The organism is Treponema sp. JC4 (assembly GCF_000260795.1).
GTDB lineage: Bacteria > Spirochaetota > Spirochaetia > Treponematales > Treponemataceae > Treponema_D.
The window spans coordinates 1-19,331 of record NZ_AJGU01000015.1 but is presented as its reverse complement, the minus strand read 5'-3'; the positions used below and the strand labels follow the sequence as shown (position 1 = coordinate 19,331).

Below are 19,331 nucleotides of genomic sequence, written 5' to 3'. Positions count from 1 at the left end.
GCATATTTTGGAAGTGATTTCTAAAATTGATTAAATAATTCCAATTACAGCAGTTACTGATTTTTCCGGTACCATTATCAGATTGTCTTTTAAGGTAAGGCCGATATGCTTTGAGGGGGTCAGCAGGTCAAAAATGCCCCGCTGGTTTTCCAGACTGTAATCACCATAGCCGGGACTGTAACGTGGGCGGAGAGATTTTCCTTCCGCAGCAACAAGCTGACGCAGTTCTTCGTTCAAGCGGTCACATACGTTTTCTACAGCAGCCGCCCCTATTGCGTTTAAAAAACTGGCTTTTGCCATAGAAGAAATTCTTGAGCGCTGAACCAGGCGGTCGTATTCAAGTCCGATACTTGCTGCAAATAACAATATTTCCCGGCAGGCAGCTGTCAGATTTTTGCTTAAATCTTTACTTACAATTTGACCATAAGGAAAAGAGATTTTATCTTCTTCAAGCATTTCAATCTCAAAACGACTCCAGCAGGCGGCGGGCTTAAGACAGGCCATGGCTTCTGGCAGAAAACTTTCAACTTGAGCAATATCTTCCTCTGTAATCAGCTCTTTTTTGTAGCCCAGATAACGCAGAACTTCGTGAGGGTCGATTTCAATTTCTGACGCTTTGTATGTCTTTCTTACAATCGGGTATGACACTTCCAATTATCCCACTGCCTTGTACTACGCGGCGCCACAGGCGACGCCTTCATCTTATTCCGGCTTTTTAATAATGCTGCTCAGATTTTCCTGAATTTTAGCCGCAACTTCCGGCTTATTCATTGTATAAATATGAATGTGATTTACGCCGTTTGCAATCAAATCGATAATCTGGTCGGTAGCATAAGCAATTGCAGCCTGTTTGAGGGCAATCGGGTCGCTTGACCAGCGGTCCAAGAGGGCAACGTAGCGGCGTGGAATAAAAGCTCCGGAAAGTTTGATGATTTTTGCCATCTGATTTGCGTTTGTAACGGGCATAATTCCTGCAATTACTGGAATTGTTACACCGGCTTCGCGAACTTTGAAAAGAAAGTTGTAAAAAGTGCTGTTGTCGAAGAACATCTGTGTTGTAAGGAAACTGCAGCCAGCATCCTGTTTGATTTTAAGTGAACGGATATCATCGTTGACGTTTGAACTTTCAGGGTGTTTTTCCGGATAGCAGGCGCCACCTACGCAAAAATCACCGTTCTGTTTTATAAAGTCCATCAGCTCGTGGGCGTGTTTGAATTCCCATTCTGAAGGATTTGAACCTTCGGGAATATCGCCGCGAAGAGCCAGAATATTTTCAATTCCATGAGATTTAAGAGAGTCCAGCTGTTCTTTTGTGCTGGCGCGGCTTGCGTTTACACAGGTAAGGTGAGCAAGCGGTGTCGCCCCGTGTTTAAGAACGCTTGCGGCAATTTCTGTTGTAAAACCGCGGGTGGTTCCTGCCGCCCCATAAGTTACGCTCATAAAATGAGGGCGCAGGTCTGCAATCTGATTTGCAGCGGCTTCTACTGTATCAAATTTATCGCTTGTCTTTGGCGGAAATACTTCAAAGGAAAGTGTTGGCTCATTCTTTTTTAAAATCTCACTAATTTTCATAGGATAAACATATCAGAATAGTAGATTAAAGAAAAGTAGTGAGAAAAAATTAAATATTACCCCGGCACATGAAGAATCTCGCGAGGTTTGCTGCCGTTGGCAGGGCCTACGATTCCGCGTTCTTCCATTTCTTCTACAAGACGTGCAGCTCTGTTATAGCCTATGCTGAGGCGGCGCTGCAGGTAACTTGCACTTGCCTTACCAGACTGAATTACAATTTCCAGAGCCTGGTCGTACAATGGATCCCCGTCATAGTTTCCGTTCAGTTCAAAATCATCGCCCTCTTCTTCTTCCTCGTAGAATACCTGGTCGTCGATGTAGTCTGGCTCACCGTATTCCTTAACGGCATTTACAACATCTTCAACTTCCTGGTCGCTGATGAAGGTTCCCTGAATGCGGACTGGAGCCGGGTCAACGGCAGAAGCGTAAAGCATATCACCGCGGCCAAGGAGTTTTTCAGCACCAACACTGTCGATAATGATATTCGAGTCAGTTCGGCTGGAAACCATAAAGGCGATTCGGCTAGGAATGTTAGCCTTAATCAAACCTGTGATTACGTTTACAGAAGGACGCTGGGTTGCAAGAACAAGGTGGATTCCAACCGCACGGCTCATGGCTGTAAGGCGGGCAACTGTAGATTCCAGTTCGCGGCCGCTGGTTGCCATCAAATCGGCAAACTCATCAATAATTACTACAATGTAAGGAAGCTTTTCTGTAGCAATATCGCGTTCCTTAATGCGCTGGTTGTAAGTAGAAATATCGCGGACACCCATGCTGTCCAGAAGGGCGTAACGGCGTTCCATTTCGCACAGGCACCACTGCAAAGCCTGCAAAGCCTTCTTTGGCTCTGTGATTACCGGAACCAGAAGATGAGGAATATTGTTGTAAAGCTTCAGTTCAACTACCTTCGGGTCAACAAGAATAAGCTTTACATCGCGGAAAGAACGCTTATACAAAATAGAAAGAATAAGAGAGTTTACGCAGACAGATTTACCAGAACCTGTGGCACCCGCAATCAGCATATGAGGTGTTTTTACAAGGTCAATCAGCTGTGCTTTTCCAAGAATATCCTTTCCAAGTACAACAGGAACAGCCATTTTGTCCCATTCATCCAGCTTCATTTCAATAAGCTCGCGGAAGCCTACAATTGAGCGGTGGCGGTTTGGAACTTCAATTCCCACTGCCTGTTTTCCAGGAATTGGCGCAACGATACGAACCGACTGGGCTGCAAGACTGAGGGCGATATTATCCTGAAGGGCAACAATTTTCTGCAGACGAACACCAGGCGCCGGCAAAATCTCGAACATTGTAACAACAGGACCCTTTTTAATTCCGATAACCTGAGCTTCAATATTGAATTCCGCAAGAGTCTGGGTAAGATTCATTGCCGACTCTTTTGTTGCGTCATCAATAATCCAGTACTGATCATCCTTGTAGGCAGTCAGCAGATTAGAAGGAATTACGTAAGGATCTTTTTTTACAGCCCTGTTTCCAACTTTCGGTGGATTTGCCATAATTTCCTGACTTTTAGGTTCTTCGTCATGGGCAAAAGCGTCAGATGGGCTGTAGGTATTTACTTCATCATTAAAAGCCACGCTTTCATCTTCGAAAACTTCATCCTGCTCAGAATCGTCAATTTCTGCCTGAATTTCTTCTTCGTTTGTGGCAGTTAAATCATTTACAGTTGGAACCGGCTCGTCAAAATCATCAGAAAGTTCCGGCTCCTGCATAGGCTCGTCGTCAATAATATCTGCATCAATCTGATCCAGTTCAGGCTCTTCAAGTTCCCCATTCTGGTAAGCTTTTTCAGTTTCTTCCGAAAGCTTTTTCAAACTTTCACGGCGGATATCCTCTTCCATCTGGTCAAAAACGTTTCCGGAGCCAAAAGTTTCTGCTGGTTTTTCATGAGAGGCAGCGTAAAGTGCCGAAGAATTTGCAGCGGCCTGAGAAATTCTCTGATTTTGATAGGATGAAGGCGCCTCATGAGGCGCGTAGTTCAAGGCAGCTTCCTCTGTGGCATTTTCAAGGCTTTCGTCAGCGTCACCTTCTTCTGTGTCAAAAGTGGCGGGAACAAAGCTTGAAAGTCCAACGGCATGACTTTTAGCTTCGTCTTCTACGTAAGCATCTTCGTTTTCAGAAAGGTTTATTCTGCTTGGAAATTTTGGCTTTGCCTGCTCAGAAGTTTTTTTTTCCTCTTCTTCGTTTTCTTCAGCTTCTGTGCCGTCGCGGAGAGTAATTCCGTGTCCGAAGTTTGGATTTTCTACAACTGAATCAATGTATCTTGCAGCAGAGTAAGGAGTTTCTGCAGCTTTGTTTGCATTTGAAACTTTTTCATTGTCTACGTCAAAGGCAGAAAAAGGGTCGTCCTCTGAGTTTTCACTTTCTTCATCTTTTGGAGGAAATTCCAGTGCCGGGTCATCTTCGTCTATTTCTTCAAGGCTTTCTTCCTGAGCTTCGCCTTCCTCTTCTTCAGAATAATCTTCATCATATTCTGGAGGAAGGGTTTCCTGTTCTGGCGGAAGATTATCCCATTCAAGTTCGTCAGCTTCTTCCTCTTCAGGCTGGTCATCTACAATTTCATCTTCAATTATATCATCTTCATCGCTGAAATCTGTGAGGGCTGCATATTCTTCTTCTGTAATGATTGAAGCGCCAGGTGTTGCACTGTCATCTTCCTCTTCTTCAAGCTCTATTGTCGGCTCTGAGTTAGGCTTAATTTCGCTCAGGGCAGCATCAAAAACGCTTGAAACTTCATTTTTAATTTCCTGATTTACAGCTTCGGCAGTTGGGGCCGGGCTTTCTTCATTAGCAGAAAATTCTGAAGAGTAGGCATTTACTGAACCGTCATCATCATCTGAAGGAACAGCTTCATAGGTATTTGCTTCAAGCACTTCTTCATCTGTTGGAGAAAGTTCTTCAATTTCATCAACTTTTACAGAGTCAAAATTATCAGCAGTAAGGTTTGCAACCTGAGGGATTTCATCTTTATTTTCTGCTGAAGTCTGATTTTCCTTTCCAAAAAGAAGGCCGGAAGTGTTCAGTTTTCCGATTGAATCAAAATGTTCTGCCGGATGAGCTTCTTCTTTTGTTACAAGATTATTATTTTCATCCAGTTCAACTGCTTCTTTTTCTGTTTTTGCTTTTACTGCTGGCTGAGTTGCTGAGTTGCGCTTAGCTTTAGGGCCAAATAAAATAGGATTAATTTTATCTGCAATAATACCGGCGCCAAGGAATTCAATGATGATGAGCATAAGACCGGTTACAAGGGCAACAAAAACTTTTACGCCAGGGAAACCTGAATGTTCAAGGGCAAGAATTGAGCGGCAGATATTTTCTGTGATAACGGCGGTAAAAAATGGAACTATTGCGGTCAAAAGACGCATTGTTTTGCGTGCTGACCAGGTTGTTGCAAAGCAGGAAAGTCCGGCAATAAAAAGGAAAACCGGAATTAAAATACTAGAAAAACCGTAAACGGTAAAAATTACATTTCCAAGAATGAAGAATGGATTAGAGCTTCCTTCTCCGATTGAGCCAAAATCCAATGCCTGCAGAATCAAACTGATTGAAAAAATTGCGGCAATTAAAAGCAGAACAACGCCTGTAGTAATAGTAGATTTGTTTGAAGTCTTCATAATGTCATTATCGGATTTTTGAAAGGTGAGTTTAGGGGAATTTTAAAGGGCGGGTGAATGCCCGCCCTTTGTAATTTAGTTACGGAAACTATGAATAGGAGCCGGGATTCTTCCACCGCGGTTGATGAAGTCGGCACAACTGAACTTGTTTACGTCCATAACCGGGCAGCCACCAAGAAGACCGCCGAACTCTACCCAGTCGCCGGCTTTTTTGCCAGGAGCAGGAATAAGGCGGCAGGCAGTTGTCTTGTTGTTTACCATACCGATTGCAAACTCGTCTGCCATAATGCCCGAGATTGTAGTTGCCGGAGTATCGCCCGGAATTGCAATCATATCAAGTCCTACAGAGCAGACTGTAGTCATTGCTTCAAGCTTTTCAAGGCAGATAGAACCCTGCTGAACGGCATTAATCATACCTTCGTCTTCAGAAACCGGAATAAAGGCGCCCGAAAGTCCGCCTACGTTTGTGCTGGCCATTACGCCGCCTTTTTTAACCATATCTGTAAGCATGGCAAGGGCTGCTGTAGTTCCAGGGGCACCGCAGCCTTCAAGACCGATTTCTTCAAGAATGCGGGCAACAGAATCGCCGACAGCAGGAGTTGGTGCAAGTGACAGGTCCAGAATACCAAAGTTTGTATCGAGGCGTTTTGCGGCTTCGCTTCCAACCAGCTGACCCATACGGGTGATTTTGAAGGCCATCTTTTTAATTCCGTCTGCCAGAACATTAATTGGCTGACCCTTGTATTCGCGGGCTGCGGCAAGAATTACGCCAGGACCAGAAACACCAACGTTGATAACGCTGTCGCCTTCTCCAGGTCCGTGGAAAGCACCTGCCATAAAAGGGTTATCTTCCGGCGCATTGCAGAAAATTACCAGCTTTGCACAGCCGTTTACATCATTATTTTTAGAAACCTCGGCCGTTTTTGCAACAGTTTCACCCATGAGCTTAACGGCATCCATATTGATTCCGGATTTTGTCGAACCAACATTTACGCTGGAACAAACAAAATCAGTAGAAGCAAGGGCCTCCGGAATGGAATCAATTAAAATGCGGTCAGCAGGAGTAATTCCCTTCTGAACAAGGGCAGAGAAGCCGCCAAGGAAGTTTACTCCCAGGTCTTTTGCTGCACGGTCGAGTGTCTTACAGTAGTCAACATAAGATTTTGCATTACTTGCACCGGCAACAAGAGCAATCGGGGTAACAGAAATACGCTTATTGATAATAGGAACACCAAATTCCTTTTCAATATCCTGACCGACCTTTACAAGATTTCCGGCCTTTTTCATAATTTTGTCATAAATCTTGTCGCAGGCACGCTTGCTGTCAGAATCCGCACAATCCAGAAGTGAAATACCCATTGTAATGCAGCGGATATCCAGCTTCTGGCGCATAAACATGTTTACAGTTTCCTGAATTTCTACCGGTGAAAAAATCATAGTTTCCTCAATTAAAAAATTTCTACAATATATTACTTCAAGTATTTATCAAGAATTGCCTGGTATTTACCATTAGCCTTGATGTTTGCAAGACCCTTGTTGAACATATCAAGAAGTTCTTTGTTAGCTGGGTTCATGATTGCAAAGCCGTATGGAGCACCTTCGCTTTCCATTCCTGCAGGAATCTTGAGAGGAAGTTTTGCAGTTTTGATGTTGTCTGCCATGATAGGTGTGTCTTCGCAGCAGGCAGCTGAGTTTCCAAGAATTACATCCTGATACATTGTAGGAGAATCTTCAAAAACTGTTACTTTGAAGCCATATTTATCTTTAAGGCTGTTTGCAAAGTCCATACCAGCAGTTCCGTTCTTTACGGCAACTGTTTTTCCTTTCAAATCTTCATAAGATGCGATTTTGCTGTCTTTTGCAACAACAAAAGTCTGTGTAGCATTGTAATAACCTTCAGAGAAAATCCAGCCTGAATCAATGCGGCTCTGTTTGATTGTAGCGCCGGCGATAAGACCGTCAGCCTGTCCAACCTGTACTGCAGCAACACCAGCATCCCAGCCGAGTGACTGCAAGTCATATGCAAATCCCTGATCTTCTGCGATTGCAGCAAGCAGGTCAACGTCAATTCCTACGAACTTGTTTTTTTCGTTTGTGTACTCAAAAGGGCGGAATACAGTATCAGTAGCGATAATCCATACCTTTCCCTTAGCCTTAGATTTTTTTGCAGCAAAAGCAGATGATGTAAGAAGCATAGCAGCTGTAGCCAGAGCTAAAACAATTTTTTTCATTTTTTTTCTCCTGTGTAAGCGGGCCGGTCAGAGCCCGCGGTGTTTGATAGCAAAGCGTTAAAAAAAATTGCGATGCAGCAATTTTTTAGCTTTACTTTTTAAAGAAAAACTTTCTTTAAAAAAAATGCGAAAAGCTTTGGAAAATTAGCATCCTTGCCTTTCGCTTTTTTTTAGTTTATTGAAATTTTTAGTGGGGGTCAATTACTTAAGTATTACCCAAGTTGCCCCTGTTCCACCTTCATATTTTGTCTTGGGATGACCCGAAGTTCCGCATCTCTTGTCCCTTTCAATGAACTTTCTTACAAGCTCGCCAAGAACCGGGTCTGTTCCGTGAGTGTGGATTCCCTTTCCGTGAACTATCAGAACCTTCTTCAAGCCCCGCACCTTACAGTCTGCAATAAAATTGTTAAGCCTTTCGTAGGCTTCGTCCTGATGAAGACCGTGTAAATCTATGCGCGCCTCCGGAGTCATAGAAATCAAATAGTTCCTGTCTGTCTCGCGGTTTTTAATTTCGTCCTCTTCTGCAATTTTATCCTTATCGATAGTGCCATAACGTCGCAGCCACATCTCCATAGGATTTATCTGCTTTTCGTTATCGCGTCTCATCTGTGCTTCAAAATCCTTTTCGGCTGCCCGGGCTTTTTCCTCCGCCGTAGGAGCGTTTGCCTTTTTGTGAGATACCTGATTCTTTCCGCTTTCCTTCTGCTTCTTTATATGCTTTGACTGATAATTATCCCACTGATTTAAAATATCGCCCATGTCCATAAAATCACCTTCAATCAATTCTTTTAGTTTATGTAAATTACGTCAGTTTTTTTGCACCAGCCGCCGCTTTCACCCATCTGAATGTAAATCCAGGAGCCGGCTTCTTCTACAACCTGAACCCGCAGACCTTCTCCGATTTTTGATTCAACCCGGGCATTTTCTTCAGGAATAGAAGTTATTTTTGCCCCTTTGGAAATCGCAAAAATCTTGTTTTTTTGAATCGAGCCGAAGATAAAAAATACAAGGGCAAAAACTATAAGTCCCGAAGTCAGAATTGAAAGCAGGGCCTTATGTTTGATGATAAAAATCACAAAAAGAATTATGCAAAGAAGAAGTCCGAAGACAGAAAAATAATAAGAACCGATAAAAAATTCGTTAATCGAAGTTGTAATGCCAAGTTCTGCCTCAAAATCGGCCCGGTCTCTTACATTTTTTTTCCAATTGAATAAATCATTTCTTTCTTTTTGTCTCAGAGCTGCAAGAAGCTCGCAGTTATCTTCCGAGATTTTGTTTTCAAAAGGATTTTTTACTTCTTCCTGACCGTCATTTTCAGAAAGAGAGTTCTGAAGATTATCGTAAAATTCAAAGCTTTTGTCGAAGCGGCTCTTTTTTTCTGCCCTTCCGCTGTCCTGGCTAATCTGATTTTCAAAATCTACATAAAAATCGGGTAGCTGGATTGCAGTACGACTGCCGTTATAAGCGGTTGCTGTCAGCCTGATTTTTGGGAAACGCTGTCTGCCTTCTGCAAGAGAAGTCCATTCAAAATCTGCAACCGGAATCAACTCATCGGAAATGTGCTTTTCGCGGTATTTAATTTCAAGGATTTCATAATTTTTTGTGCAGGTAAAAATGGAATCTGTCGGAAGTTCCCAGTCAAACTGCACCAGAAGAACTGCATACTGAAGGCAAACCGTAAAGGGAATTTTTTCTCCGACTGCGGCATTCAAAAAAGGCTTTTCTGAATCAAAGGCTTCGTCAGAGTAAAAATATTTGTCATCCGGAAAAACAAGAACGATTCGAGGCAGAAGGAATTCCGGATTGTCGGTAACGGTAATCGGGTCAAAGGAAATTGAACGGCGGCGGTTACTGATTAAAAGGGAAAGCGGAGCAATCTGATAGTCGCCTTTTTTTTCAAAAGTGTACCAGAACTCAAGCTTTGTTCCAGGAGTGTCTCCGTAGTCCTGAGTTTTTCTCATTGTGCGCATTGTTGCGCCCTGCGGACTTCTGGAGCTTTGCAGCTGAATTGAGTTTGCGTTGGTGTTTGGAATTAAAACTTCAAACTTGATATCGCTTTTTGTGTAAAATTTCTGATTTTCAGATGGCGCAATCTTTAATGCGTCGCACTGAGTCTGGCTAATCACACTCTGGCAGAATGCTTCCGCCCCTGCTGCTGATAAGAGGGCAAAAATGGCGGCGCTTTTAATAGCGGCTAGTAATCTTCCGAAAGATTTTGCTGCTGATTTGATTCGCTGTTTTTCCATTGTTTTTTATCATTCTCCTTAATGTGCTGGAAAACTGTATTTTCCAGATCCTGATTATGTTCTTTTTCTTCGTGAGCCGGAAGTATTTCGCTTTCCTTCTGGCGGCTCTGGGCTTCTGTCATCTGAATTGAAAGTTCCAGATTGATTTTAGCCTCCAGTCTTGTATTGTCAATTTCAAGCGCCTTTCTGAAATATTCTGAGGCTGAATCAAAATTCCCCTGATTATGAGCAATAATTCCCGCATTATAGTAGGCGTTGTAACGTACAAGCTGTGGCGCATCGGAAGAAATCTGTGAATAGCGTTCCAGAGCTGCATTTTCTTCTCCGCTCATTGAATAGGCAGTTGCAAGATCGTAAAGAGAATAATTCAAAGTCTGATTTTTTTCTTCATCAGCTTTTTCTACCACAGAAAGATACATTGCCACGGCCTTGCGGTAATTTTTCTTGTGCCATTCATAAGTTCCAAGAAGAACTTTTGTGGAATCACTCGTTCCAAACATTTTACGCTCTTTTCGGGCTTCTTTTTCTGCGGCTTTTGAAGCCTGATTTGAACAGCCTGTTACCCCAAGTGAAGCAATCAGGGCAAAAAGCATAAGAACTGAACCAGCTTTTTTCTGGCCAAAGTATTTCAAATCAAATTCCGCTGCAAAGAAGCTTGCAGAAAGCAGGATAAAAGCAAGAATGAGGAAAAACTTATAGCGGGGAACAGGACGTGCTTCATAAGAAACGATCTGAGTGTTTTCGCCGTTTTTAGAAATCTGAGAAAGCAGCTTTGAAGCGGTACCTACATCCGAAGCCTTTGTAAAAATTACAGGAGTCTTATTTTTGTAAGATTTTGATTTTTCGTGAATTGATTCCAGTATTTTTTCAATTTTTTCTGTTCGCAGGGCAGAGTAAACAATTGTTTTTCCGTCGCCCGCTAAAATCTGAGATTCATCTTCACCGCCGAATCCGATAATGCTTACAGGAATTCCGTATTTTGTACATTCTGAAATTGCATTCTGCAAAGTTCCGTCAGTTTCTTCTCCATCAGTAAAAATCCAGATACGGCCGGCTGATGAAAAATTCTGAGGAAAGGATTCTTTTGCGGCAAGAACTCCTTTTCCAAGACTTGAACCAGGCGCTGTCATAAGTCCTGGATTCATTACGTCTATAAGGGAATCCACCATGGCAAAGTCTTCTGTAAGCGGAATCGCGGTAATTCCTTCACCCTTTGCAAGGACAACTGAAACGCTGGTTCCCTCCATTCGGCTCAAAAGTTTCTTTGCATATATGCGGCTGGCTTCAAGCCTTGTTTTTCTGTCCGGCTCGTCGTGAGCCAGCATACTGTTTGAAATATCAAAAACAAAGCTGACTGCCGTGCTGTTTTTCTGCACCGGAGCCAGGTAAGTTCCCCAGGAAATTCCTGTGTGGGCAATACAGAGCATAACAAAAGCAAGCACCTGGAATACCGAACGCAGGATAAGCGAAGGCTTTAATCTGAAAGGAATGTATTCCTGAAGAATTACGCGTTTAATAAAGGCTGCGGCTGCAAATAAAATCATTGCAATAAAAATCAGCTTCTGATAGTAGCTGGTGCTTGTCGTTTTGTAGGTAAAACTCTGGGAAACGGCTTCATTTTTTACAACTGAAGAAAGGCTGCGGGCAAGTTCGTCAACAGTCTGAACTTCAAAATAACGGCCCTGTCCAAGTTCGGCAATTTTCTTAAGCTGATTTGAATCAAAATCACTTTCCAGATAGCCGGAATAAAGTTTTCCTGTATTGTAGTCGGTGTATTCAATGGAAATGCGGCCTTTTGTACCAATTCCTACTATATAAAGGGTAATATTGTTGTCTGCAGCAAGCTTTGCAGCTGTATGAGGATGAATTTCTCCGGCGTTGTTTTCACCGTCAGTAAGAAGGATTATACATTTTCTGGGAGCCTTGGAAGAGGCAAGGTGGCATACTGCAGTACTAAGTCCGTCTCCAATGGCAGAGCCGTTTCCCATCATACCAACCTGGATTTCGCCCAGTTTTTTTGTAAAGGCGGAAGAGACGGCGGTAGGGGGCACTAAAACGCTGGCATTACTTCCAAGCGCAACAATTCCGTAACGGAAGCCTTCGTAATTCTGAACAAGACTTGTGATTGTATTTCTTGCCGCATCAATTCGGGTATTTCCGTCGATATCCTTTGCCGCCATAGAAGGGCTTGTATCAACGACAAAAATAATGTCGTTTCCAAGGCTTGTATAAACCTTTTCCTGAGTAGAGATTACAGGGTCAGCAAAGGCAATTACGCTAAGGATGAAGCCGGCTCCAATCATCAGTTTGATAAGGGCAGATACGAGTTTTCGCAGGCTTCCGTGCCATTCAAAATATTTTCCTTCCCAGTCGCCAAGAACCGCATAAATTACAGTCTGGTTGAGGATTTTAAACTTTCGCAGAATAAAGAAAAGAGGAATTAAAAGAACTAGCAAAAGTCCTGCAGGATTCTGAAAACTAAACATTCTTTTCGCCTCCCGCTTTTTCTTTTTCACTTTCTTCAAAATCTGAAATACATTCTTTTGCCGACTCTACCAGCTGGGCTCTTTCGCCTTCTTCAAGCGCAGCTTCCCCTGAATAGCGGATAAAATCTGTTCGTGTAAAAAGCGAGGTTATCTGAATGCAGGCGTTTTCCTTGCGTTCGCTCATCAGGCTGGTAAAATCTTCCGTTCCGCCAAAGGCCTCGTTAAAGGCCCGCATAAAACTGCTTGTAACAATTTTTGAAAAAGGAATGTCAAATCGTACTTCCAGATAAGAGCGTAAAATCTGCTGGAAATTCTGCGCAAAGGTCTTGTCGTCTATCGGCTCCTGTTTTTTACCTGTTACAAGCAGGCGGCTCAGGGCTTTTTCCGTATGACGGCGGTTCTTTTTATATTTTCTCAGAAGCTTTCTGTTTCTAAGGTAAAAGGTAATTTCTTCATGCTTGATAATAGAGCGCACGATAAGGAATAAAGCAAAAACAAAAATTAGCAGGGCGCCGTAAAGCTTGTAAGTTGTACCCGGAAGCAGAAGAGGTGCCGCTCCCGGTCGCAGAGAAGTTATTGAATCCTGCTGGGTAAGAGAAACAATATTTACCGGCTGAAAATTAATCAGATAGTGCTCATCAAAATCAGAAGAAGAAAGTTCCGGCTCAGTAAAGTTTGAAGTTAAATCATAACCTGGAAAAACAATATCACCGATTTTCCAGGGAACAAAATTAATTGAAAGCTGATAGTGGTCAACGCCTATCGATGAAAGCGTAATGTTTTTGATATCATAATTCTGCATGTCCAGGGGCGAAATAAAGCCCGAGGTACTCAGCTGGACGCTGCCGTTTTCAACAAAATTTTTGAGGGTAAATGAGTTCGAGTTAAAAGAACAGCGAAGTTCTGCTGTATCACCGATATAAACTTTTTTTGGCAGAAGAATCTGCTGAATCTCAAGGTTAATCATATTGCCTTCCGTCCAAAAATCTGCATTAAAATCTGAAGCGGGTCGTCATCCGACTTCATAACTACATCTGTTACACCGTGCTTAATGCAGGTGTTGTGCCAGTGGGTAAGGTTCTGGGTATAGAAGTCCTTCCATTCCTTCTTGAACTTCTGGGAATTAGAAGGAAGCCTCATTTTCAGGCCGCTTTCTACATCAATAAAGGGAATTGTTCCCACAGAAGGAAGCTCATTGTCAAAATTATCTTCCAGGCGGATTGCAATTACATCGTTTTTCTGCGCAAGCGAGATAAGCGATTTTTCGTAGTCGCCGCTGCGGAAATCAGAAAGAACAAAAACAAGGGAACGTTTTCTAAGAAGCTTTCCGGTTCCCGTCAGGGCGTTAGAAAGAACTGAACCTGTAACAGGCTGCTCCGGCAGGCGGTCAAGGTGAGTTAAAATCAGCATAGTCTGCTCGCGGCCCTGCATAGGTTTTGTAGAAAAGTGGATTTTTCCGTCAAAAAGAACTGCGCCCACCGGACAGCTGTTCATTTCTGCCGCAAGGGTAATCAGAGCCGCAGTTTCAGCCGCCCTTGAGTACTTGGTAGCGGCAGTCATATTTTTAAGCTGCATGGAAGCAGAAGAATCCAGCACAATAAAAATCTGCAGCTCGCGTTCCTCTTCAAAAACCTTAACGTAAGGATGTCCCATTCGCGCCGTAACGTTCCAGTCAATCGACCGGATATCGTCCCCGCGAATATAATCGCGAACACCACTGAATTCAATTCCCTGCCCGCGGTAAAGAGAACGGAAATTTCCGCTCTTCATGCCCTCGGCCAGGTCAGCGGCCGCAATTCTGAGATAGCTTGCTTTTTTTACAAGAGAATCAACAGATTCCATAAGGCTTTACGGGAGCGGAATAAAGTCCAGAATGCGAGAAATAATTTCGTCGCTTGTAACATTGTCCGCAGCAGCTTCATAAGAAAGTACCAGGCGATGGCGCAGAACATTGCAGGCAACAGCCTTTACGTCTTCCGGCAGCACAAAATCGCGGCCTTCAAAAAGAGCGCGAACCTTTGCACACTGGAGCATGGAAATTCCCGCACGAGGAGATGCTCCAAAATGAATGTAGCGGGTAATATCGTTCGATTTTGCAACCGAAGCCGCAAAAGAACGAGACTGTTTTTTACTGGAAGTATCAGCGCGGGTTACGTTCAAAATAGAAACAATGTATTCAACGATTTTGTCGTCGCAATTTACAGAATCATAAAGCTTGCGAAGCTCTTCAATATCACCGGCCTTAAGCACAGTTTTTACAGCCACAGAGGCAGCTTTTCCGCAGGTCTTTACGATGTTTACTTCATTTTCCGCACTAGGATAGCCGACATTCAGCTTCATAATAAAACGGTCAAGCTCGGCTTCCGGCAGATTATAGGTTCCTTCCTGCTCAACCGGGTTCTGAGTTGCAAGTACAAAGAAAGGTTCAGGAAGCTTGTAAGTTTCCTCGCCAATAGTAACCTGTTTTTCTTCCATTGCTTCAAGCATGGCAGACTGAACCTTAGCAGGCGCACGGTTAACTTCATCAGCAAGAATTACATTTGCAAAAATAGGACCCTTACGCACGCTAAAACTGCCCTTATTCTGCTCATAAATCAAAGTACCGGTAACATCGGCAGGAAGCAGATCGGGAGTAAACTGAATGCGTTTAAAATCGAGCCCCAAAATTTCAGTCAAAGTCTTAATGGCAAGAGTTTTTGCAAGACCAGGTACGCCTTCAACAAGCACGTGGCCGCCCGCAATAAATGCCATAAACATATCAGTTATAAGTTGTTCCTGACCTACAAGGCGTTTAGCAGCCTCGGCCCGAACATTTTCAACAATAGTCTTAGCTTCGTTTCTATCCATAGATAAGTACTATAACAAATAATTTTAAAATATAGAAGATTTTTTTAGGCGAGTCTTAACACCCAGTCGCGTTCCGCCACTTGCTGCGCGCGGCCTTTCAGGCTGCCTTCGGCATGGCTCCATGCTCCCGCCGGGCTTTGTTTATCAATTGCAGGTGCATTATTGCGCGGTTTTGTACCATGAACCCGCAGCCGGGAGCCATATTTAAACGAAAGTCTTCATAATGCAGTTAGCACTCGGCTTCGCGCCAGCTTTAGTTAAATCTCGTTTATAATGCTTTTGACCTTGATGCCACTTTATAAAAGCTGTGTTATAATAACCTCATGAGCACAAGACCTGATAAACTTGAAATGGACGCTTCAGACTTCGTAGTCCTTGGCGAATTTATCCCTCAGATAGTACAGGAAATCCGCTATTACTCTTCATTTAATTTTGTAGGAGACCGCATAGATGGTTATGAAGAACCAGTAGCTCTTCTTACAAAAGAAGCAGCCCGCGCCTTAAAAGCCGTAAGCAACGAAATGATGGTACAGGGCTACCGCCTCAAGATTTTTGACGGTTATCGTCCTGTTTCTGCGGTAAAACATTTTATGCTCTGGGCAATAGAAGATCAGGATATCCGCATGAAGCCTTATTTTTACCCCGATATTGCCAAACAGGAACTTTTTGACCGGGGCTATATTGCAAAACGCTCAAGTCACAGCCGTGGAAGCACAGTAGATTTAACCCTTCTTGATATGAAAAGCGGAAAAGAAGTTGATATGGGAGGTCCCTTCGACCTTTTCAGCGAACGCTCCCATCCTGATTTCAAGGGAATTACAGACCAGCAGTATCAGAACCGCATGACCCTGCAAAAGGCAATGCTGCGCAACGGTTTTAACGCCCTTGACTGTGAATGGTGGCACTTTACCCTTGCAAATGAACCTTACCCCGATACTTACTTTGAATTCCCAGTTTCATCAGACTATTTGAAGCAATAAAAACAGCCTTATATTTATTCTTTAAAATTGTATATTTATGCAAATTTCTTGACACTGCACCCTCAAATCTGAATAATTATGTACCAAAAGTTACTTTAGAGGAACGGTAAATTATGAATCCATTGGCTTTGGAATTGAATGAAACCTTAAAGGGTAGTGTGGTTGAGGCTCTTTTTTCAGACATGGGAAAACGCCTTTATTTTCCGAACGGAATTATTTCGCAGGGCGGAGAAGCTGCAAAAGACGCTTACTTTGCTAACGGAACAATCGGTATGGCAGTTGCCGGCGGAACTCCTATCGAGCTGGATTCATACAAAAAGAATATGCCGTCGCTTAATTCACGCGAAACTGTAGCTTATGCAAAGACAGCCGGTTCTCCTGACATCCGCGCTTTGTGGAAAGAAAAAATCATCGAAAAAAATCCAAACCTCAAGGGAAAGAACTTTTCTCTTCCAGTACTTGTACCAGGTCTTACCGCTGTTCTTTCTTATGTAGCAGATCTTTTTATTGATGCAGATAAGCCTCTTCTTGCTGCAGATCCTTGCTGGGATAACTACGAGCTTATCACCTGTGCCCGCCGCGGTGCAGATTTCCATCAGTTCAAGTGTTTCGAAAACGGAAAGTTTAATCTTGCCGGACTTGAAGCCGCTATGAAGGCTGATGCAGAAAAATATGGTTCTGTACGCGTTCTTTTGAACTTCCCTCAGAATCCTTCAGGCTACAGTCCTACAAAGGATGAAGCTAAAGCAATCGTAGAAATGGTTCGCAAGCTCGCAGAAAGCGGTAAAAAGGTTCTTGTGCTTTCAGACGACGCTTACTTCGGTCTTAACTACGAAGATGATATCGAACCTCAGTCGCTTTTTGCTTACATGGCTGACCTTCACGAAAACGTACTTGCAATCAAGGCTGACGGTCCTACAAAAGAGGATTTTGCCTGGGGCTTCCGAACAGGCTTTATCACTTTCGGCTCAAAAGCTCTTACAGACGAGCAGTATACAGCCCTTACAACTAAGTTCATGGGAGCTATCCGCTCTTCAGTTTCCTGTTCAGCAACTCCTTCTCAGAGCCTTGTTCTTAAAGCTCTTCAGGATCCTGCTCACGAAGCTCAGAAAAAGGAACTCCGTAAGATGCTTCAGGGCCGTTATGATGCAGTACGCAAGTTTGTAAATACACATAAGTCTTCAAAACTTACAGCCCTTCCTTTCAACTCAGGTTACTTTATGAGCTTCCATGTTGAAGGCGGCATTGCGGAAGAACTCCGCGTAAAACTTCTTAAAGATAAGGGAATCGGTGTAATTCAGATTGACCCTTACACTCTTCGCGTTGCTTTCTCAAGTATCGACGAAGAAAAGATTGAAGAAGTTTACTCACAGATATATGATGTTGCAGAGGAGATGTAACATCAAAACCTTGAGACTTTCATTAAATTTGAAAAAAATTAGTTTTTTAGTTCCTGTACACAGCCTTGTACGCCTTTGTTTTGCTTCATGCCTTGTACTTCTGAGTTTTACTTCGTGTCAGGAACAGAAAACTAATCTTACATATCAGCATTTTGCACAGCGCGAACGCCGCATTGTCATCTGGACAAACTGCAGTGAGTTCGCGCAGTATGCAGAACTTTTCAACAAAAACAATAGCGAAAACCGCGCCATAATCGTTTACAAGGAAAATCCGGCACTTTCACTTCCTGTACCAAAGGATGAACTTCCGCCGGATATCATTGTAGGTTCCTGGCTGCGTTCCGACAAAACCAAAAAGAATTTCTGTTCCCTTGATTATCTTTTTACCCATAATCAGATAAGTTCAGAAATGTTTTACAAAAATCTTCTGGATTCCGGAAAGGTTCGCCATTCCCAGTATCTTCTGCCGGTAAGCTTTAATCTTCCTGCCGTAATTTTTGACAAGACTAACGAAAGTTTTGTATCAGAAAATTATATGCTTACCCTTGAGCAGCTTCGCGAGATGGGCTCAAAATACAATCAGAAAAAGTCCAATGAAACTTTCCAGAGAATCGGTTTTGCTCCGCTTAATAACTCTTCTTTTTTGTCTTTGACGGCAAAACTTTTTTATTCAGATTTTACGGAAGTAAAAAATAACATAGTCTGGAATGAAGAAAATCTTGAAAAAACAGTTTCCTTTCTGAAAAGCTGGGTTAAAACCGAAAATCAGTCTGCCCAGATAGAATCCGATTTTGCCTTTAAATATCTTTTTATGCCTTATTACCGCCAGGTTTCTTCCGGAAGAACTCTTTTTGCCTATACCAGCAGCGATTCCCTTTTCAAGACAATGCATGAACAGGATTTAAATCTTGATTACCGCTGGCTTGTTCAGGACGGAAAGATTTTTATGGACGATTCCTTTGTGATGATGGGAATTTTTAAGAAATCCGAAAACAGAACCGGTGCCTCAGATTTTATTTCCTGGTTTTTCCAGAATGAAGTTCAGCGGGAAATTCTTGAACGCAAGGAAGCTTCCCGTCTTGAAACAGATATGTTTGGAATTGCCGGCGGTTTTTCAGCCGTGCGCAGCGTAACAGAGCATATTCTCCCGATTTTCTACACACAGCTTTTGTCTAACCTGCCTCCAGCCCAGATGATTCAGGTTCCTCAGAAACTTCCACCACGCTGGGAAAGCTATAAAACTCAGGTTGTAGAACCTTATATCCGCGCAGACATTACCTCAGTAACACCAAACTCCAAACCAATTTCTGAATTTGAAAAAGAATGGCGTAAAAAAGTGTTTGCTGAATAACTATAGTTTCAAATCGCAAACCTGGCCCTTGCAGGCTCTGATTAAGTCTGCAGGTGCAAGTGTAATCTGCATACCCCTCTGGCCGGCACTTACACAAACTTTATCCTGACTCATAATACTTTCGTCAATAAAAGTCCTGAACTGTTTTTTCATCCCGATAGGAGTACAGCCCCCGCGGATGTAACCGGTCAGTGCCAGAAGTTCCTCCGGCTTTACAGGATTAATTTCCTTACAGCCGGCCGCCTGTCGTGCCTTTTTCAAATTAATTTCATTTACCGCACTCTGGCAGAAAACGCAGATTTCCCTGCTTTCAGTCCTCATTACAATAGTTTTAAAAACCATTTCAGGACTTACTCCCAGTTTTTCCGCCATACGTCCCGCCGCTCCCTTTTCCAGAACGTGGTCAACGTCATCTTCATATTCTTTAGCCTCGTAAGGAATTTTCAGTCCCTCAAGGATTCTCATTGCATTTGTCTTTTTCATGTTTTGTATTCTATTAATATTGAAAATATGTGTAAATCTTAATGGAAATATATTTAAAATTAGCGTAAAAAATAACATAATTTTCTAATAAATTTTTGAAAAA

Annotated in this window: 15 protein-coding genes; 3 read left to right on the top strand and 12 right to left on the bottom strand. The window is 42.9% G+C overall.

The genetic code is table 11. From position 1 onward, the window contains the following. Positions 1-30: 30 nt before the first annotated feature. The 11 genes from MSI_RS07565 to MSI_RS07515 form a co-directional block, all read right to left on the bottom strand. Entirely contained in the window at positions 31-654 is a 624-nt protein-coding gene (locus MSI_RS07565; RefSeq protein WP_050983911.1) for a vitamin B12 dependent-methionine synthase activation domain-containing protein, read from the bottom strand. Positions 655-702: 48 nt separating this feature from the next. Next, positions 703-1,572 (bottom strand): methylenetetrahydrofolate reductase [NAD(P)H], encoded by an 870-nt coding sequence (gene metF / locus MSI_RS07560; protein ID WP_009105447.1) that lies wholly within the window; start codon positions 1,570-1,572, stop codon positions 703-705. Positions 1,573-1,628: 56 nt separating this feature from the next. Next, positions 1,629-5,204: a DNA translocase FtsK gene (locus MSI_RS15005; RefSeq protein WP_009105445.1), complete on the bottom strand. Its 3,576-nt coding sequence runs from the start codon at positions 5,202-5,204 to the stop codon at positions 1,629-1,631. A gap of 75 nt (positions 5,205-5,279) precedes the next feature. Then, positions 5,280-6,641, bottom strand: coding sequence for a PFL family protein (locus tag MSI_RS07550; protein ID WP_009105442.1), 1,362 nt, complete (start codon positions 6,639-6,641; stop codon positions 5,280-5,282). Between the two features lie 32 nt (positions 6,642-6,673). Continuing rightward, positions 6,674-7,435 (bottom strand): transporter substrate-binding domain-containing protein, encoded by a 762-nt coding sequence (locus tag MSI_RS07545; protein WP_009105440.1) that lies wholly within the window; start codon positions 7,433-7,435, stop codon positions 6,674-6,676. Positions 7,436-7,636: 201 nt separating this feature from the next. Next, entirely contained in the window at positions 7,637-8,218 is a 582-nt protein-coding gene (locus tag MSI_RS07540; RefSeq protein WP_237706493.1) for a Smr/MutS family protein, read from the bottom strand. A 5-nt stretch (positions 8,219-8,223) separates the two neighbouring features. Continuing rightward, positions 8,224-9,681, bottom strand: coding sequence for an SH3 domain-containing protein (locus MSI_RS07535; protein ID WP_009105436.1), 1,458 nt, complete (start codon positions 9,679-9,681; stop codon positions 8,224-8,226). Next, entirely contained in the window at positions 9,630-12,167 is a 2,538-nt protein-coding gene (locus MSI_RS14295; RefSeq protein ID WP_009105434.1) for a VWA domain-containing protein, read from the bottom strand. The genes MSI_RS07535 and MSI_RS14295 overlap by 52 nt, the downstream gene beginning before the upstream one ends. Continuing rightward, a complete protein-coding gene (locus tag MSI_RS07525; RefSeq protein WP_009105433.1) occupies positions 12,160-13,134 on the bottom strand; it encodes a hypothetical protein in 975 nt (324 codons plus the stop codon). Before MSI_RS07525 ends, MSI_RS14295 begins: the two co-directional genes overlap by 8 nt. Then, entirely contained in the window at positions 13,131-14,009 is an 879-nt protein-coding gene (locus MSI_RS07520; RefSeq protein ID WP_009105432.1) for a DUF58 domain-containing protein, read from the bottom strand. The genes MSI_RS07525 and MSI_RS07520 overlap by 4 nt, the downstream gene beginning before the upstream one ends. Positions 14,010-14,015: 6 nt before the next feature. After that, on the bottom strand, positions 14,016-15,014 hold the full coding sequence (locus MSI_RS07515; RefSeq protein ID WP_009105431.1) for a MoxR family ATPase: 999 nt from the start codon (positions 15,012-15,014) through the stop codon (positions 14,016-14,018). A 323-nt stretch (positions 15,015-15,337) separates the two neighbouring features. Between MSI_RS07515 and MSI_RS07510 the strand changes: the two genes are divergently transcribed. From MSI_RS07510 to MSI_RS07500, 3 genes are all read left to right on the top strand, one after another. Then, on the top strand, positions 15,338-15,994 hold the full coding sequence (locus tag MSI_RS07510) for a M15 family metallopeptidase (RefSeq protein WP_009105430.1): 657 nt from the start codon (positions 15,338-15,340) through the stop codon (positions 15,992-15,994). 113 nt (positions 15,995-16,107) lie between these two features. Further along, a complete protein-coding gene (locus MSI_RS07505) occupies positions 16,108-17,394 on the top strand; it encodes an aminotransferase class I/II-fold pyridoxal phosphate-dependent enzyme (RefSeq protein WP_009105427.1) in 1,287 nt (428 codons plus the stop codon). Positions 17,395-17,422: 28 nt separating this feature from the next. Continuing rightward, positions 17,423-18,745 (top strand): extracellular solute-binding protein, encoded by a 1,323-nt coding sequence (locus tag MSI_RS07500; RefSeq protein ID WP_050983910.1) that lies wholly within the window; start codon positions 17,423-17,425, stop codon positions 18,743-18,745. Here the strand turns inward: MSI_RS07500 and ybaK are convergent, their stop codons facing one another. After that, positions 18,746-19,228: a Cys-tRNA(Pro) deacylase gene (gene ybaK, locus MSI_RS07495; protein ID WP_009105425.1), complete on the bottom strand. Its 483-nt coding sequence runs from the start codon at positions 19,226-19,228 to the stop codon at positions 18,746-18,748. Between the last annotated feature and the right edge of the window lie 103 nt (positions 19,229-19,331).

Coding starts and splice junctions, on each gene's coding strand:
- MSI_RS07535 (WP_009105436.1), bottom strand. CDS start 9,681: ATGGAAAAACAGCGAATCAAATCAGCAGCAAAATCTTTCGGAAGATTA.
- MSI_RS07550 (WP_009105442.1), bottom strand. CDS start 6,641: ATGATTTTTTCACCGGTAGAAATTCAGGAAACTGTAAACATGTTTATG.
- MSI_RS15005 (WP_009105445.1), bottom strand. CDS start 5,204: ATGAAGACTTCAAACAAATCTACTATTACTACAGGCGTTGTTCTGCTT.
- MSI_RS07510 (WP_009105430.1), top strand. CDS start 15,338: ATGAGCACAAGACCTGATAAACTTGAAATGGACGCTTCAGACTTCGTA.
- MSI_RS07545 (WP_009105440.1), bottom strand. CDS start 7,435: ATGAAAAAAATTGTTTTAGCTCTGGCTACAGCTGCTATGCTTCTTACA.
- MSI_RS07515 (WP_009105431.1), bottom strand. CDS start 15,014: ATGGATAGAAACGAAGCTAAGACTATTGTTGAAAATGTTCGGGCCGAG.
- metF (WP_009105447.1), bottom strand. CDS start 1,572: ATGAAAATTAGTGAGATTTTAAAAAAGAATGAGCCAACACTTTCCTTT.
- MSI_RS07505 (WP_009105427.1), top strand. CDS start 16,108: ATGAATCCATTGGCTTTGGAATTGAATGAAACCTTAAAGGGTAGTGTG.
- MSI_RS07520 (WP_009105432.1), bottom strand. CDS start 14,009: ATGGAATCTGTTGATTCTCTTGTAAAAAAAGCAAGCTATCTCAGAATT.
- MSI_RS14295 (WP_009105434.1), bottom strand. CDS start 12,167: ATGTTTAGTTTTCAGAATCCTGCAGGACTTTTGCTAGTTCTTTTAATT.
- MSI_RS07525 (WP_009105433.1), bottom strand. CDS start 13,134: ATGATTAACCTTGAGATTCAGCAGATTCTTCTGCCAAAAAAAGTTTAT.
- ybaK (WP_009105425.1), bottom strand. CDS start 19,228: ATGAAAAAGACAAATGCAATGAGAATCCTTGAGGGACTGAAAATTCCT.